Raw genomic sequence first — 16,600 nt, 5'->3', positions numbered from 1 at the left:
CGGGATCACGGATGAGGGCATGGATTGAGATTAACTCTATATCCTTAAATCCTTAAACCCCTTGGATTGCCTAAGCGTTAGAGATAAACCAGCAGCATGCTGCACTGGTTTACGTACGCTTCGGCGGATGCTGCGCCGGGTGATGTCAGGCGCAGCAGGGTGTGCAGGCCCGGCGGGATTGTCGCCGGGCTGCCGGAGGCGGCAGGTTGCCGTGCAGTGACTTGGGCCAATTCGGCCCAATCACGCGCAGTGCGCCGCCGCCCGGCGAGCAAAGCGAGCGTGCCCGCCAGTACCATGGCGGGCACTTCGTGCGTGAAGGGCTGCTGCATGCCATGCGGCGTGCCGAACAGCGCAAGAAGCCCTTCACGCACGCTTGCGGGCGCGCGCAGCAGCCCGCAGCGGGCCGCAGGCGGAAGCGCCGCGAGCAGCGCCGGCGCTTGGCCGGGCGCCTGGGCCTGCAGCAGGCGCAGCCATGCGGCCCAGGCGCCTACGCGCGCGAGCGCCAGCGCCGCGGCGTGCACGGCCTGCGGCGCTGGCGCGGCGCTGCTGGCCGTGGCGCCGCGCAGCAGCGCATCGGCTGCGCGGGCTGCGGCGGGCGCGGCTGCCTGCTGGCGCGCCTTACGCCACGCCGCTGGCGCCAGTGCGAAGCCTTGCGCTGAGCCCGCCGCTGCACTGGCGCGATGCTCGCCGGGCTGCTTGTGGCCGAGCGCCCACAGCGCCAGCGCCGCCTCTGGCCCGTGCTGCGCATGCGTCGCCCAGGGCTGCAAAGCCGCCCGGGCAGCGGCGTCCTCGCCGAGCTGGGCCAGCGCCAGCCCGGCGGCGAGGGGCTGCGCCCGCAGCGCGGCGGGCAGCGATGCCGCGTGGCGCAGCAGCCATTCCGGCCGATGCGCATCCAGCGCGGCCGGGATCAGCGCCTGCCAGGCCGCAGGCGGCAGGCTTATCCGCTGGGCTGCGCTTGCGATGGCATACGGCCGCCCAGTAGCTGCGGCCAGCAGCAACAGCCGCTGCCACGCTGGCAAGCTGCCGGGCTGTACGGCGAGCGCAGCGGTATAGGCCCTAGCTGCCTCCTGCCCGCAGCCCAGCCGTTCATGGGCCATGCCTTCCAAAGTCAGGCTGCGATACGTTCCGGCACCGGAAACGGACGTATATCGACTGGCAGTGGAAGCTGCCGCTTTGGCCTGCTTGAGCCAGTCGAGCGCCGCAGCATCCCGACCCTGATCCTGCTCCAACACAGCACCAAGCTCCAGCAGATCGGGGAAGTCAGCATACACCGGCCTCCATTCCTCAACGATAGCGAATGCTCTCTCTGGGCGGCTGCATTCCCGCCAGGCATAAGCCGTTTTGAGTACCAGATCCGAATGATATCCGCAATCCGGCGTAAGCTTTGCCAGCAAAGGCTGCAGCAACCTGAGCGCTTCATCGTATCTCGCTTGCTGAAACCACTCGGCGGCCATCGCATATAACAGTTCCGGTTGATCCGGTGACTGCTGGAGAGCGGAACGAATCAGCCGCATATTCCGCTCAGGTTTATTTTTGCCAACAATAACGTGCTCCAGATATCCATCATGAATAATCTCAAGCCCGGAATCGACCACACCCCACGGAGCGAAGGACAGAATCGAAGATGCCACTTCTTCATGAATCATCCCTTGAAAAGCAATTCGGGGGTCATTCCGAAATAATCGACACACCGCATCCGTCACACGCTCTTCTCCAGACATTCCGAGCAAACTTGTGACCTGTATCCAGTATCCCCATACGTCTTCCTGACTTGAGGTCAGCAGCCGCTTCATCTCCGCCAGATTGTACTCGGTCTGCATCCAGACTTCATCTGCATCCAGTACCAGAATCCAAGGATGAGTCGCAGCGGCAAGGGACCGGTTACGAGCAGCGCTAAAATCTCCGGTCCATGCTGCATTAATGACAATCGCACCATAACGACGGGCAATGTCGATCGTCTCGTCCGTTGATCCCGTATCCACGATGATGATCTCATCCACAACATCCTGAATGGCATCCAGACACCGCTGAAGCGACCGGGCCTCATCCTTCACGATCATGCACAGGCTGATTCCTGTCTGCATGTTCATCCTCCGTCCTTCCTATACGGGGTTCTGCTCTCTTTCATTCAACCCTCAAAACTCAAAACCATCCGGCCCCGGTAAATCCAGTCTAATCTGCTGAACCACAGGCCAACAACGATGTCGCTGACCTTCTGTCCCTTGAGCGAACGCCTCCAGGTGATGATCGGCAGCACTGACAAGCCCTTTCACCAGCCAGCTGGTTCCCACACGTGAATCGGAGGCTCCGACAAAGAGCTCTCCCGCTTCCTGCCGATTGCCTTCCACCAATGGAGACACTCCTTCTGCCAACTGTCCCTGAGCAAGCTGAACCAGCGCATGCAGTACACCCCATTTCCCGGATTGCACACACCCCTCCATCATCAGTCCTATTGCCTGCCAGCCATTATACGCTGTTCCAGCAGCCACGTTTGAGTCGTCATTTTGGGCAACGGCTTGTGAACTCCCGATTCGTTCTGTCTGTTGATATCGCTCCGACTTCCTACCCGGTTGCGATTGACGATACAGCCACGCAGTCAGTTGATCTTTCCCCTCTATTGGTCTTCCTTCAATCCAGTTTAGTCGCTCCATCCAATGGGCAGCTGGTACAGAAAGCTCTCCTTTTTTTCGCCGTACCGTATCCAGCTTAAGGCGTGCCTTGTTCCATTTCCCCTGTTGAATCTGGAGCAGAGCCTCAGCCATGGATAACCTCCCCCTCATCTCCGCTGAAGGATGTGAAGACATGTCTGGCAACAACTGCACAGCTGTATCATAGCAACGGCACTGCTCCAGAATGCCCAATACTTTCTGGATCGCCTCTTCTGAAGTGATTGCAAATCGCTCCTTAATCAGCTCCACCAGATGTTGCTCTTGACCCGAAATCCGCATGATCCGAAAAATCCGGTACAACGGCGGCAGCAGGCTCGATTTGGCACGGACTGCTTCCACATAAGCATCCACTGCGCCTTCAAGGTCCGCCCGACCTTCCAGCAGCCTCCCCAGCGTATACCAGGTTTGATAGGTTCCGATTCCTTCTTCTGTATGAAATATGGGTGGTGGCGGTCCCATACGAACTGCTTCACGCAGCGATAGCTCTGCCTTTTCGGTCTCGCCCAACGCTTCCTCACATACTCCGCGATGATGCATCAGGTCCGTGTATTCTGGGAAGAGTTCAAGAGCAGCATGGATGTGATCCAATGCTTCCTGCCAGCGACTCAAATGCTGGAAACAGCGAATCTCATATTTGAACAACAGATGTGCATAACTTGTCAGGGTGGGATCAATTCCCGCTTTAGCTACGCCAAACGTCTTCAGCGCCTGTTCCGTTTCCCCCATCCGCAGATACTCGACGCCCAGGTTATAGTGATGGAACGGCTGCTCCGGCTCTTCCTCCACCGCCTGTTGAAGCAAACGCAAATTCCGGTTCACCTTATCCTTGAGCTCCACGATGGCTGTCTGATACCCGTAATGGTGAATGATCATGTCTGTCACGTGAAAAGCAGCCTGAGGATTCTTCCGACAGATTGCCACCGCTATCTGCTCATGAATCCGACCCTCGAACCGATGCTCCGGCTCGTTCCTGAAGAGGCGCAATACCGGATTTACCGTCACCCCTTGCTGACCCGAACCTGTATAGTTATGGATATTTAAAAACAATCCGTCACATCCGCTGGCTGCCGTCCAGCTTCTGATCTGCTCCCGTGCAATCTCATCCAGCGCCTCGTCCGCATCCAGAAAAAGAATCCATTCGCCCGATGCTCGCTCCAGGCCAGCGTTCCGTGCCGCGGCAAAATCGTCGCTCCACTTAAAAGGCACAACCACTGCCCCATATTCCCTGGCAATGGCAGCACTTCGGTCCAACGAACCGGTGTCCACAACAATAATCTCGTCCACCGCCCCGCGGACACTTTCGAGACAATGAGGCAGCAGTTCTTCTTCATCCTTCACGATCATGCATAATGAAATGTGCTTGGTCGGCAAGCTGGTTCCTCCTCTCCCTTGCACAGAACACCGTGCGCCAAGGGATACCCTCTGCGGTGCGTAGTTGCTGCTCCAAAACAGTCTGTTGTGCCATAAGCACCTTATCAGCGGGAGATCGAGTTCGTTCCTGTCTGATAACCCCCAGCGCCAGCTGCATATAACAGACAGCAGCTCCAGCACTCGCCTGCCGCTGTTCTGAATCCTTCTCCAATGCCTGCTGGAAAAGAATTAAGGCCTGATCATAGTGCCCTTTGGCATAAACGGCTTCCCCTAGGTAGAAGAGGCTGTCCGCATCCATATCGCCTTGTGACATAGATTGAATCAGCAGCTCTGCAGCCGCCATGGTGTATCCCTGGCGGTAAAGAGCCGCGGCCAGCCATCGGCTATGAACACCATTTTCGTGGTGTTCAGGGTTAATAGCAGCCACCTTCTCATACAGCATCCTGGCAAACGCCAGTTGCCCCGTCTGCACTGCCCGAATCCATATGTTCTTACTTAGCTCCGTTGCAGCCTGGAGCGTCTGGTGAACTATTTTTCCATCTCTGTCATCCTCGACATGCACCCTTTTCCCCGTATCCAACAGGTCATTCAGCAGTCTCCAGCCTTCCCTCTCCTGTGGTTCTGCTGCTGCCATAAATGATTCGGATACAGATAACTCATTTGCCCAATAGGTCAATGCCAAATCCAATCGTTGCTCAGGCTGGAGGTTTACACCCGCACGATGCTCCTCACTCCACTGATTCTGCACATACTGCAGCGCATCTGAAACCCTGTTGGCACATAACATCCAATACAGATAATCTTCATGTTCTATACGCGTATTTCGGGCATCTCCATGTAGCAAGTTCAATGCCTGCCCATATGCACCGCTGGAGGCAAGTGCGTAAACCACAAGCGCCAGATCATCCTCGTATGTTATTACGCTCGGATCTGAATCCTCTTTCTTTGAGCCCTCTTTCTTTGAATGCTCTTTCCAGTGTGCAAGTAAAGTCTCTGCTATGCTCTCATCCGTCTCTCCGCATTGCTGCAATACATCGGCTAACCCTGTCCATGCAGGAGCATACGTGATCTCGCTGCTCAGAGCCAGGCTGTACAGATGAGCAGACTCCTGTAGAAAGCCTCTTTTCTGTGCAAGCCTTCCCATGGATGTATAGGCTTTGTAGCTATCGCAACCTACGTCCGTTACGTAATGTCTTTCCATTTGGGCCGGTTCTTGTTGGACTTCATCAAAGGACTTGCCCTCACGTAATTCAACGCTATCCGGTTTACCTGTTTGCTCAATTGCCTGCTGATGTATGCCTCGAATCTCTGCCTTGCTTTCGCCCTTGAGATCAGCTCCATCGAAGCCCTCCCGGCAATCTGTTGCTCTTGCATAGGATTTGTAGGCCCTCTCCTCTAGACCCTGTTGCTCCAAAATCTCTCCATATATCAGATGCAGGTCGGCATACTCCGCATAACGCTGTATTTCTCCCGCCAACAGCCCATGAGCTTCGTCATAGCGTCCCATCGCCAGAAGAACCTTGGCGTAGTCCCGAACCAGGGTGGAGCGATACGGCGCGTGCAGCGGTGTATGAAGAAAGGATTCAGTAAAGGCTTCTGCTGCCTGTTTGATATGACCTAGCTGGCAGTACGTCACCCCCACATTATAGAGGTGGAAAGGCTGCCCCGGATGATCGGCTAATTCCCGCTGCAAAAGCTTTAGATTACGCAATGGTTTATGTCCTTGAGCAATCGTGGACGGCAGATAACCATCATGGACCAAACGCAGTGGAGCCAGGGGTTCATGCTCAGCAATCCAGCCTTCTTCACGGGTAAAGAAGTCGTTTATGTCCGGATCGCCTTCTTCTTGTTTGCCATCATCCTTTGCTCCTCCACGAACCAATTGCTCATGGATACGCCCCGCATACCGATATCCTTGATGGGCGCGAAAAAGACGCACAGGTTGGAAGACCACACTCTCTCCCGCTCCCTCGCCAATTTGGTTCTCTATCGTAATCCGCAGTCTCGAAACGCTCTTATGGACCTTCGGTAGATAATCCAAAAGCTCTTCCAATCCCTGTATGACATACTCATCGGCGTCCAGACACAGAATCCATTCCGTGCCCGCGAGAGGCAAACTTATATTTCTGGCATGTGCAAAATCATCTTCCCAACGGGCGTGAAGCACCGTTGCTCCATAATGTCTGGCGATCTCCGGTGTACGATCTGTTGAGCCGGTATCTGTAATGAAGCATTCGCTGCCAATCGGCTTGAAGCTGTCGAGACAGCGGGCAAGTTGATGTTCTTCATTTTGCACAATCATATGAATTCCGAGTAACCTGTTCTGCATATGCAGCCACCTCCAATGCAAAAAAAAAGTACATGAAGCCCACCAAAGGGACTCCATGTACCTATATGACGATAAACCTGGTTATGTGCCTTGTCCATTGAAGAACACGTCAATCGTGCTGGGTGCTCCCAGCAGACTGGAGCGGTAGGAAAGACGTGTATATTTGAGAAAACGCTGCGGCACCAGAACATCCACCGAACCTGGCAAAATCCCGGTCACCGTGTCCACATCATCGTACCAGTTGGTACCGTTAGCACTGATTTCGACGCGGGCATCAACCCGGTTAAGCCCCGGACCCCTGTTATATACAAAGAAAGAATAAGTGCCAAACACACTCGTCGTGACCGCCGGAAGAGGTGTAAACGTGTTTGCCGTCGGCGTGCTAAGAAGCTGTGATTCCTGAAAGCTCTTTTGCGAGATGGACGTTACGCTGCTGAGTGTACCCGCTGTAATCGTGGCTCCGAGTACACTGGTAATCGTACCGTTCAGCAAATTCGTTAACGTTCCCGCTGTCACGGTAGCTCCCAGGACACTGGTGATTGTACCCGCAGTGATTGTTGCTCCAAGCACACTCGTGATCGTTCCGGCTGTGATTGTCGCTCCGAGTACACTCGTGATGGTACCATTCAGCAAGTTCGTCAGCGTTCCTGCAGTCACCGTAGCCCCAAGCACACTCGTGATCGTCCCTGCGGTAATCGTCGCTCCGAGTACACTCGTGATGGTACCATTCAGCAAGTTCGTCAGCGTTCCTGCGGTCACCGTGGCTCCAAGCACGCTGGTGATCGTTCCTGCGGTAATCGTCGCTCCGAGTACACTCGTGATGGTACCGTTCAGCAAGTTCGTCAGCGTTCCTGCGGTCACCGTGGCTCCAAGCACGCTGGTGATCGTTCCTGCGGTAATCGTCGCTCCGAGTACACTCGTGATGGTACCATTCAACAAGTTGGTCAACGTTCCTGCGGTGATTGTAGCTCCAAGCACGCTGGTGATGGTACCATTGAGCAGGTTCGTTAATGTGCCCGCCGTCACGGTTGCCCCGAGTACACTCGTGATCGTTCCGGCAGTAATGGTGGCTCCCAAAACACTGGTGATCGTACCATTGAGCAGGTTCGTCAATGTTCCAGCTGTGATGGTTGCGCCAAGCACGCTGTTAATTGTACCCGCCGTGATCGTTGCTCCGAGGACGCTGGTAATCGTTCCGTTCAGAATATTTGTGATGGTTCCGGCATTAATGGTAACGGTAGTGAGACCTGATATATTACTGATCGTACCATCCAAAATAATTCCGATTACGTTACCGCTTGTATCGGTGTGAACCGGCTGGGCTGTGCCTGTACTATCTTGACCAAAAATCAAGGTTCTGAGATTATCCGGATTCGTATTAAACGTTGTAAAGTTAGGCATATGCCTCGTCCTCCTCCCTGGTCAAATCAGTTGTATTCCACGTTCTTACGGCATACGCTGCGCCTGAAAATAAACATCGAGCCGGGTCGGCTGATCCGGTTCAACCGATTGGATAACCAGCCGGGTATAACGCAGGAATCGCAGCGGCACCAGCGCTTTGGTCTGGCCTCCGGCGATCACCTCCTGGCTGTCCACAGCATAGTCCCTGGCATTAGGGCTGATCTGAATCTGCACAAGAGCCGGATGTTCGCCCCGATTTACAATGCCATATGTGTACATACTGAGCGATGAGGTGTCTTGAGCCGGAAGAGAATTCATACTACCGTTTGTCTCGGCTCCGACATACGTATGCTCTGTAAAACAGTGAGTAGCACCAGGGAGTGTCGTACGTGAGGAAGTACCCTGCTTGAACCGGGGACGAGTAATCCGAGAACAAGGAGGTTTCAGCAATTTAGCGCGGCAGGAACGACGGGTTTGGCGACGGCTGACATATTTAGTTGGTTGGTTCGTTCTCTTCTTGCTACGCTTCGCTGTTCGACTCATATCGATTTCCCCTTAAAAAATGTGCTTCCGCATCGTATGCCTGCATGTAAAATACGGGCACGGCATACGCCGTTATTTGAGGATTTACTGTTTGTATCCCAAACCCTTACCTCATCCCCCACATACACTGTAAGTACAACCTCTTCACGTTCCTATTTCAAAATTTCCATAAAAGCAGCCCATTCCAAAATTCGCTTTGGTTATCTTTATTCATGCAGATTGGAGGTGGATTAGTTGACCAATTCCAATGTATTTAATCAATCCAACGATCCTTTATATACTCAACTGACCAATACATTCTCCGCCCCCGGCATTGAGTCCTCTCCAGAGGGAGGAGCGGCAGCGGCAGGCAGCTCTTTTACACTAACAACAGGCAGTGTCAGCGTGGGAGCTGGACTAAATCTCCTGTTACAGGTAGTGAATGCAACGGGCAGCGGGCGCACACTTTACGTCTCCCGGATTAGCGGAGGCACAACGGCAGCGGCAACGCTTATTGTCTACTCCGGTGGAACCATAACGGGCGGCACTACATCTGCTCCGGTCAACACATTGCTAGGTAATGCCAATACAAGTGTAATGACAACGAGACAAAATACAGGAACGTTAACGGGAACATTCACAAGCCTGATCAGCATCCCCCTTACGGCAGGCATCTATATGTTAAACCTGAACGGCTCAATCATCGTCCCTCCAGGGCAGACGTTAACCATTAGTGTGGGAACGGGTTCCCAAACCGCGGCAATCAATCTTTCCTGGTGGGAATTCTGAATGGTATATTGAAGAAAGGGCGGTGTATGTACAATGCCGAATCATAACGTATTCAACCCGCAGAACAGCCCTGTCTATACTTCCATCACAAACACGTTTACTTCACCCGGCATTGTCGCTCCGCCTGAGACAAATGCCGGCAGTACGGGAAATCTGTATAATGCAGGTTCAACCAACTCCACGACACTAGGATTGCTGGGTGGCAGTGTTATTGCTACTGTACAACTGACAAACCCCGCCGGGAGCGGTAAAACTGTATATATATCACGGCTCTCCGGCGGAATAACCATCGCACTAAATCTGCTCTCTTCCTTTAGCGGCAGTATGAGTCTAAGCACAAACGGAACGATAACATCACCAACCACTCTAACACCCGTAAACAATAATTTATCAAGCAGTAACACCAGTATTGCAACAGTACGATTCTCCGCAGCTGCCCCCACGGGTAGCACAACCTTATTGGCTATGCCTTTGCAGGTAGGTCCTTTTTTATCCAATGAACTAGGACGCTACGTAATTCCTCCCGGTCAGTCCATTAACCTATCCGTTAGTGGTTCCCTCACTGTTGGGGGACTAATGGCCTCCACCTCCTATTTCTCCTGGTGGGAAGTATGATGTACTGCCCTATTCGATCGAAATAGCCGCTTACGGATAAGTCCGTAGCGGCTGTTGATCGTTTATATTCTTTTTACCGTAACGATGGTAATCATGGCTGTCAGACTGACTTCTGCCCAAGTTCTCCAGTTGACTCCGCCGGATGCGGTTGTTTCCCCTCCCATAAGATTCGTTGCAGCAGCATGCCTGCCAAACCAATAGCCAGTGTCGCCATTCCGATATATTGAAATGTGGGACTCGGTCCCACGCTCCGAATCAAGGCACCGCCTGCAAGTGGAGCTACGACCAGCACGACACTGGAAAGCGAGTTTTGAATACCGAATACACGACCTACATAGGTAGGAGGGGTTTCCTTTTGCAGCAAGTAATTTAACGTCACCATAAACAGGCCATTACCCACTCCGATGCATAAGCCCCAGATGATGATCCAGAACTCGGACGTTTGGGAACTGACCCAGCCAAGCGCAGCGATTCCGGCACCAATCAGTACATATCCTCCACCCAGCCCCCAGCCATATCCGATTCGGGGAAGTCGATTCAACAGTAGAATGATCACAACCGCACCTGCCCCAGCGGATGATCCCAGCCAGCCGATCAGGGCTTCGTTGCCCGGCTTGATCTCACGAAACAGCGTCGTAAACTGGTAATCGATCATCAGGATCGCCATTAATCCAAAGCAACCAAACAGAATCGTACTCAGAAGGGTGCGGCTGCTCTGGATAAAACGCCAACCCTTCTGCCATTGAGTGAATAGGGATTCCGTGGTCTCCCCCGTTTCCAAAGGACCTCCGTCCGATGAAGATGATTCTGGATTCTCTGTTAGACGCCGTAAAGGCCATAATACGGCTCCGGACAACAGACGTGTACAAGCATTGATTAAAATACAGACTTGTGGTGAAAATACGGCCACAATGACTGCACCTAACAGCGGCCCCGCTACTTTGGAGCATTGGTTCACAAAACCGTTCAGTGACGATGCCTGGAACAAATGCTGCTCTGCTACCACTTGGCGCGTAAGTGCCTGCTGCGCAGGAACATGGAATACCCCCATCATCGCTCGTAAAGCAAGAAGCGGCAGCAGCCAAGCCGCACTTGGCGCGAACAGAATGGCAACCGTTAATACAACGGTGATCCCATCACATATCATCATGATGTTCACCTTCTGCAAACGATCAGCCAATGCACCTGCCACCGATCCAAGTACGATACCCGGAACAGCCATACATACCGGAATAAGGGCAATGATCAGCGGATCAGCACCCCAACGATAAGCGACCATTACCTGGATGGCGAGCGCGTCAAACCAATCTCCAAATGTCGCGAGTGAATACGCAATAAACATCCGCATAAAGCGGAAGTTGGCCCATAGGCTTTTGGAGGAGCCATTGGACGAAATGGATGATGGATTGGGTTCATTTGAAATGACGGTCATACGTTATACTTCCTCCCCTGATTACAGCCTTGTTGCTGGCTTATATGTTCCTTGGCTGTAATCATAAGGGTGTTATATCAGAGGAAGATCAGAGGATGGAGCAAACGGGGATAAAAATGTGCGGATTTCATCCACAATTTGCTGTCCATAAACAGGCACGCCGTAACTTTTGGAGATATCCGCATAGACTTGACGGTATTTAGTTCGAAGACGCCCCTCTATGCGATGGTGTGCCATGAACAACAATATCTGGTAGGCCGAATTGAGATATAGCGGTGCGTTCAATGTCATTTTCAATACGTCCAGACCATCGTCCATTCTCGGCTCTGCCTCTCGGATCCTCCCTTGTCTAAGCAGCCATAGGCCTTCCATAACTTGAAAGCGTCCGATTTCCCGCAAGTATGGCGCATCTTTCAACCCGGAACGCAGAGCAGCCATCTTATCCTCTACCGCTTCTCCGCTGCCACCCCACAGTTCCACATACAACGCTGAGAGTTTTACCGGAAGTCTGAAATGGATCAGTTCATCTTGTTCCATCACATGATACGTTTCAATAAGTCGAGCTTTGGCTCGTTCATACTGGCCCACCTCTGCGTAGACTTCAACAATGTTCAGAATACGAAGTTCTCGAAGCTGTTCGGCAGACAATGCGGATGAATTCAGAGCCTTTTCGTACAAGGGCAAGCTCTCCGATGGTTCAATCAGGGTATGTGTAAAAATCAGCAGCCAGTACAAACGTTCCTCGAAGGGAATTTCCGTTGTGGTAATCAGCCATTCCAGATCTCCCTGAATAAAGTGGATATACAACTGATAAAATGGATCAATCTCAATACCCAGCGCTTCTTGCTGATCCAGCAGCGTGAGCATCGATTTGCCCTGCCCATACAGATGGTATTTGCGGAACAATCCATGTATCACTTCTCGCATCTCCTGATCTTGGGCGGAAGGGTTAGAAGGCAATATCGCAACATTCGATCGAATGTTAAGCCGGTAACCATAACCACGCACGGTCTCCAGTGCAATTTCTTCCCAACATTTCAGCTTCTTGCGCAGTCGATACACATGGTCGTCCACGGTGCGTTCAACCGGATATTCCAGGGGCCATACCCGGTCCAGCAGTTGGCTGCGAGTAAAGGCTTTTTCCTTGTTTTCATACAAAAAATGCAGCAGTGCAAATTCCTTCGCCAGCAGGCGAATCGAATCGGTACGCCGGGTTACGGTGTATGTTCCTTCATCGAATTGTAACGACATGCTCGGCCCTCCTATGTATGCTTACTACTTGTAGTCCTTATTCTGTTCAACATACCACAAAAACCCTTTGCGAGAACGCAAAAGGTTTCTGTACTGAGATGTACTGGCTCTCTTGGTTGATCGCAAGATGCTCCTTGATTTAACCCAGCACCACGCGATCATCGGCCATTTTTTTACCACTGATACGTTCAAACTCACCCAATAGCTCAGGTACGGTAAGTGTGCGCTTGCGCTCTTCACTAACGTCCAAAATAATCCGGCCTTTGTCCATCATAATTAGACGATTGCCCAAACGTATGGCCTGCTCCATATTGTGTGTGACCATCAACGTTGTGAGTCTCATCTCACGTACAAGCGTCTCTGTCAGCTCTGTGATCAGCTCCGCACGAGAAGGATCAAGCGCAGCCGTATGCTCGTCTAGCAGCAAAATTTGCGGCTGGGTGAATGTTGCCATCAGCAGGCTGAGCGCCTGGCGCTCACCGCCAGATAGAAGGCCCACTTTGGCATTGGGGCGTTTGTCGAGTCCAATGCCGAGTTTCTCCAATTGAGCGTTGAAAATCTCCCGTCTGGCACGGGTCACTCCAAAGCCCAGTCCACGGCCCTTGCCGCGTTTGTACGCCATCGCCATATTCTCCTCAATGGACATATGCGGTGCTGTACCCGCCATCGGGTCCTGAAACACACGGCCAATCCAACTGCTGCGTTTATGCTCAGGCAGGCTTTTGATAGAACGGTCATTGATCAGCACATCGCCCATGTCGGGCTTCATGACGCCTGAGATAATGTTCATCAACGTTGATTTTCCTGCGCCGTTACTGCCAATCACCGTCACGAAATCCCCCGGATTCATGGTCAGATTTACACCAACCAGTGCGGTCTTCTCGTCCGTCGTTCCCGGATTAAACAGTTTGGTTACTTGTGTAATCTCAAGCATGATCACATGCCTCCCTTCGCCTGTTGGCTCGACGAGCCCATCAGCTCTTCGGTTCGTTTGCGAGCCAGACTTTTCTGCTTCATGGAGCGCTGCATAGTTGGGAAAACAAGTGCGATAATAACGATCACCGCGGTGATCAGCTTCAGATCGGATGTGTCAAACCATTCGACCTGGAGTGCGATCGCGACCACAATCCGGTAAATAATTGAACCGACGACGGCCGCAAGCGTGGCCCAGAATACGGTTCTTGCACCCAGAATGGCTTCCCCGATAATAACGGAGGCCAGTCCGATAACGATCATCCCAATTCCCATCGTAATGTCTGCAAAACCGGATTGCTGTGCAATAAATGCCCCAGACAGCGCAACAAGTCCGTTGGACAGACTGACACCAACGATGGTGGTCACATCCGTATTCGCGCCGAAGCTGCGAATCATGCGTTTGTTGTCACCTGTAGCACGCAGTGCCAGTCCGATATCGGTTTTCATGAATAGATCCAGCATGATTTTGAATACCAGCACAACCACGATAATGATAATCATGACATGCTCTCCCGAGAAGGGATTATCCATGCCCATAATGGATTTATTAGGTGCACCAAGAATACGCATATTAATCGAATACAAGGCAATCATCATCAGAATACCGGATAACAGCCCGTTAATTTTGCCTTTGGTGTGCAGCAGACCCGTACAGGCGCCAGCCACCATTCCTCCAGCCATTGCTGCCAAGCAAGCGAGCCAAGGAGAGAAGTCGTTGGATATCATGACCGCCGCGATTGCGCCTCCAGTTGTAAAACTTCCGTCTACGGTGAGATCGGGGAAGTCCAGTATGCGGAATGTAATATATACACCCAGTGCCATCAGTGCATACAACAATCCAAGCTCGATTGCCCCTTCAATTGAACCCCAAGTCAAATTCACATTGCTTCCTCCCTGTCTATCGAAAAGAATGAGGCGAACCCGTCTGCACGTCCGCCTCGAATCCCTACTGCCGGAGGATCTCCGGCCAGATTATTGAATAATGTTGGTATCCTGGTCCTTCACTTCTGCCTTCATCTCATCCGTAACGGTAATGCCTTGAGCTTCAGCCGCTTTCAGGTTCAGAATCAAATCCAGCTTGTCCGGCACGGTGACTTTCATGTCACCGGGTTTCGTACCATTTTTCAAAATGTCCGCAGCCATTTCACCCACTTGGTATCCGTGATCGTAGTATTTGAAACCTACAGTTGCGAAAGCTCCTTTTTCCACGGTATCCCGGTCACTAGAGAAGAACGGAATTTTATTTTTGTTCGCTGTCTGGATGATTGTATCCACTGCGCTAACTACCGAGTTATCCAGTGTGATATAGAAGGCATCTACTTTGCCAACCAGAGAATCGGTTGCCTGTTTTACTTCGGATGTGTTCGTAACTGGTGCTTTGACCAGCTTGATATTATGTGTAGCCAGTGCTTTTTCTGCATTGTTCGCCATCACAACCGCATTCGGTTCGCCCTCGTTAATAACCAGTCCTACCGTCTTCACATCCGGCAAATATTTGGCGATAAAATCAGCCAATTGCACAATCGCCTCCGGGTTCGTATCCGATGCACCTGTTACATTGCCGCCTGGCTTGTCCATGTCACTCACCAGTTTGGCACCCAGCGGGTCCGTCACTGCCGCGAACAGCAATGGCTTATCCTTCACTTGTTGAGCCAGAGCCAGTGCGGATGGTGTTGCAATCCCCAGGATCAAATCATTTTTGGAATCCCCGGCAATCTTCTGGGCAATGGACAGGTTGTTCGTTGAATCGCCTTGAGCGTTATTGTAGTCAATCGTCAGATTCTTGTTCTCTTCAAGACCAGCATCCTTCAGCGCTGCAATGAATCCTTCACGTGTGGCATCCAGCGATGGATGCTCGACGATTTGCGAGATCGCAATGCGATACGATTTTTCTGCCGTACCTTCATCTGTTGTGCTGCCTGATCCCTCGGTCGTTGTGCTACCGCCGCTGTTATTTCCGCAACCTGCCGCTACGATCATAGATGCAACCATCATCAGAGACATTAAGAATTTCTTTTTCATGTGTGAGAACCCCTCTCCATCTTCTAAAATGTTGATGCCCTCATCGTTATCCAAGTGACACGATAGGGCGGGACAAAACGAACGCTTCAACGCATTGTTGCTTTGATCGACAAAAGCAGACAAATATAGACTTTTCTCATGCGACTGAAGTCCATGACTCGTGTTGGTATTTTATTGTTTCCCTAATATTAAGGTGCGACATGTTTCCCGTCAATGGTTGAACCGCTTCCAATTTGGATTCATTGCAGATACGTGAGAGAAAACATTACATAAAACAAAAAACCACCCACAACGTTCTGTAGATGGTACCGTTGGCAAAGCTAATAGATAGGCTATTATTCATGGATATGGAGTATCGAGTCTTCTTCTAATTTCATCTATGAGCATTTTTTTCTCCGCATCGGATATCCCATCCGCAATCAGTTTACGCGCTGCAACAGGAGCAATCCAGGGTTCAATGTCTGCGTAACCAATACCGGAAAGATTCTCATATTCTTCCATAAATATGTGGATACTTGCCTCTCTCGTAGCATCAAGAGCAACCATCGCCTCATGTGGCAGATGAGGTGGCAGTATGGCGTATCGAATCATAATGATATATTCGGCCAAGTCAGCTTCGGGATTTCCGGTAGAGGCATTGTTCCAGTCGATAATGACTGCATCATTGTCCCTAAGAAGTATGTTACCCGGATTGGGATCACCGTGACATAGCTGCTGCTTCATTGGTAATCGATCCAATTGGTCAATCACGGCAGCCTTCTCCGTTTCAGTCAGATATTGTGCTGCTAGAATATTATGCTTGAAATTTTCCCGCTGACTCGGCATATGGGCAACCGAATGCGAATGAATCTGGTGAAAGAGCTGTGCTGTAATTCGGGCATTTACAAAGTCCTCCCTGATATCCAAAGGCTGCTGCATACGGTACTGCTCTACTGATCTGTCTACAAAACGCTTCATGATCGTCTCGCCATCAATCCGTTCAAATACAATACCTGATCGTCCCTCAACAGTCACCAGGTCATATGGCTGGGGAACCGGCAGCCCACACGAGGAAGCTATTCGACAGTGATGAAGTTCGGCCTCCAATGCAGCCGTAACGGTATTGGGCTTCGCCAGCTTGACGATCTTGCTTCCATCTTCCCATTCGAACACCTCCGCACATCCACCTTCACCAATTTTGTGGCCAAGCCTATGGACCATGCTGCTCACCCCTTCAACGGATTT

Annotated in this window: 13 protein-coding genes; 2 read left to right on the top strand and 11 right to left on the bottom strand. The window is 51.8% G+C overall.

Annotated features, from left to right (window positions below; translation table 11 throughout):
- Nucleotides 1-77 precede the first annotated feature (77 nt).
- The 5 genes from HW560_RS33480 to HW560_RS07290 form a co-directional block, all read right to left on the bottom strand.
- On the bottom strand, nucleotides 78-2,090 hold the full coding sequence (locus HW560_RS33480; RefSeq protein WP_218834988.1) for a glycosyltransferase: 2,013 nt from the start codon (nucleotides 2,088-2,090) through the stop codon (nucleotides 78-80).
- A 45-nt stretch (nucleotides 2,091-2,135) separates the two neighbouring features.
- Entirely contained in the window at nucleotides 2,136-4,040 is a 1,905-nt protein-coding gene (locus tag HW560_RS07305) for a glycosyltransferase (RefSeq protein WP_143067063.1), read from the bottom strand.
- The gene (locus tag HW560_RS07300; RefSeq protein ID WP_179262565.1) at nucleotides 3,997-6,369 is read right to left on the bottom strand and encodes a TPR domain-containing glycosyltransferase; all 2,373 of its coding nucleotides are present in this window, start codon (nucleotides 6,367-6,369) and stop codon (nucleotides 3,997-3,999) included. The genes HW560_RS07305 and HW560_RS07300 overlap by 44 nt, the downstream gene beginning before the upstream one ends.
- A gap of 81 nt (nucleotides 6,370-6,450) precedes the next feature.
- Nucleotides 6,451-7,770: a DUF6385 domain-containing protein gene (locus tag HW560_RS07295; RefSeq protein ID WP_179262563.1), complete on the bottom strand. Its 1,320-nt coding sequence runs from the start codon at nucleotides 7,768-7,770 to the stop codon at nucleotides 6,451-6,453.
- A 45-nt stretch (nucleotides 7,771-7,815) separates the two neighbouring features.
- Nucleotides 7,816-8,313 (bottom strand): DUF6385 domain-containing protein, encoded by a 498-nt coding sequence (locus HW560_RS07290; protein WP_179262562.1) that lies wholly within the window; start codon nucleotides 8,311-8,313, stop codon nucleotides 7,816-7,818.
- A gap of 234 nt (nucleotides 8,314-8,547) precedes the next feature.
- Between HW560_RS07290 and HW560_RS07285 the strand changes: the two genes are divergently transcribed.
- Together HW560_RS07285 and HW560_RS07280 are read left to right on the top strand one after the other, a co-directional pair.
- Entirely contained in the window at nucleotides 8,548-9,081 is a 534-nt protein-coding gene (locus HW560_RS07285) for a hypothetical protein (protein ID WP_090903237.1), read from the top strand.
- Between the two features lie 33 nt (nucleotides 9,082-9,114).
- Nucleotides 9,115-9,696: a hypothetical protein gene (locus tag HW560_RS07280; RefSeq protein ID WP_143067062.1), complete on the top strand. Its 582-nt coding sequence runs from the start codon at nucleotides 9,115-9,117 to the stop codon at nucleotides 9,694-9,696.
- A 100-nt stretch (nucleotides 9,697-9,796) separates the two neighbouring features.
- Here the strand turns inward: HW560_RS07280 and HW560_RS07275 are convergent, their stop codons facing one another.
- From HW560_RS07275 to HW560_RS07250, 6 genes are all read right to left on the bottom strand, one after another.
- Nucleotides 9,797-11,128, bottom strand: a complete 1,332-nt coding sequence (locus HW560_RS07275; protein WP_179262560.1) for an MFS transporter — start codon at nucleotides 11,126-11,128, stop codon at nucleotides 9,797-9,799.
- Nucleotides 11,129-11,200: 72 nt separating this feature from the next.
- Nucleotides 11,201-12,379 (bottom strand): winged helix-turn-helix domain-containing protein, encoded by a 1,179-nt coding sequence (locus HW560_RS07270; protein WP_090903230.1) that lies wholly within the window; start codon nucleotides 12,377-12,379, stop codon nucleotides 11,201-11,203.
- 139 nt (nucleotides 12,380-12,518) lie between these two features.
- Complete coding sequence (locus tag HW560_RS07265) at nucleotides 12,519-13,313, bottom strand: ABC transporter ATP-binding protein (protein ID WP_063567603.1); 795 nt, start codon at nucleotides 13,311-13,313, stop codon at nucleotides 12,519-12,521.
- A 2-nt stretch (nucleotides 13,314-13,315) separates the two neighbouring features.
- Nucleotides 13,316-14,176, bottom strand: a complete 861-nt coding sequence (locus HW560_RS07260; protein WP_064642035.1) for an ABC transporter permease — start codon at nucleotides 14,174-14,176, stop codon at nucleotides 13,316-13,318.
- 150 nt (nucleotides 14,177-14,326) lie between these two features.
- Complete coding sequence (locus tag HW560_RS07255) at nucleotides 14,327-15,376, bottom strand: ABC transporter substrate-binding protein (protein WP_090903226.1); 1,050 nt, start codon at nucleotides 15,374-15,376, stop codon at nucleotides 14,327-14,329.
- A gap of 339 nt (nucleotides 15,377-15,715) precedes the next feature.
- A complete protein-coding gene (locus tag HW560_RS07250) occupies nucleotides 15,716-16,576 on the bottom strand; it encodes a phosphotransferase family protein (protein WP_090903224.1) in 861 nt (286 codons plus the stop codon).
- Nucleotides 16,577-16,600: the final 24 nt, after the last annotated feature.

The sequence above is a fragment of the Paenibacillus sp. E222 genome, from assembly GCF_013401555.1.
In the GTDB taxonomy this organism is placed as follows: Bacteria; Bacillota; Bacilli; order Paenibacillales; family Paenibacillaceae; genus Paenibacillus.
This window is presented reverse-complemented; position numbering and strand designations above follow the sequence as displayed.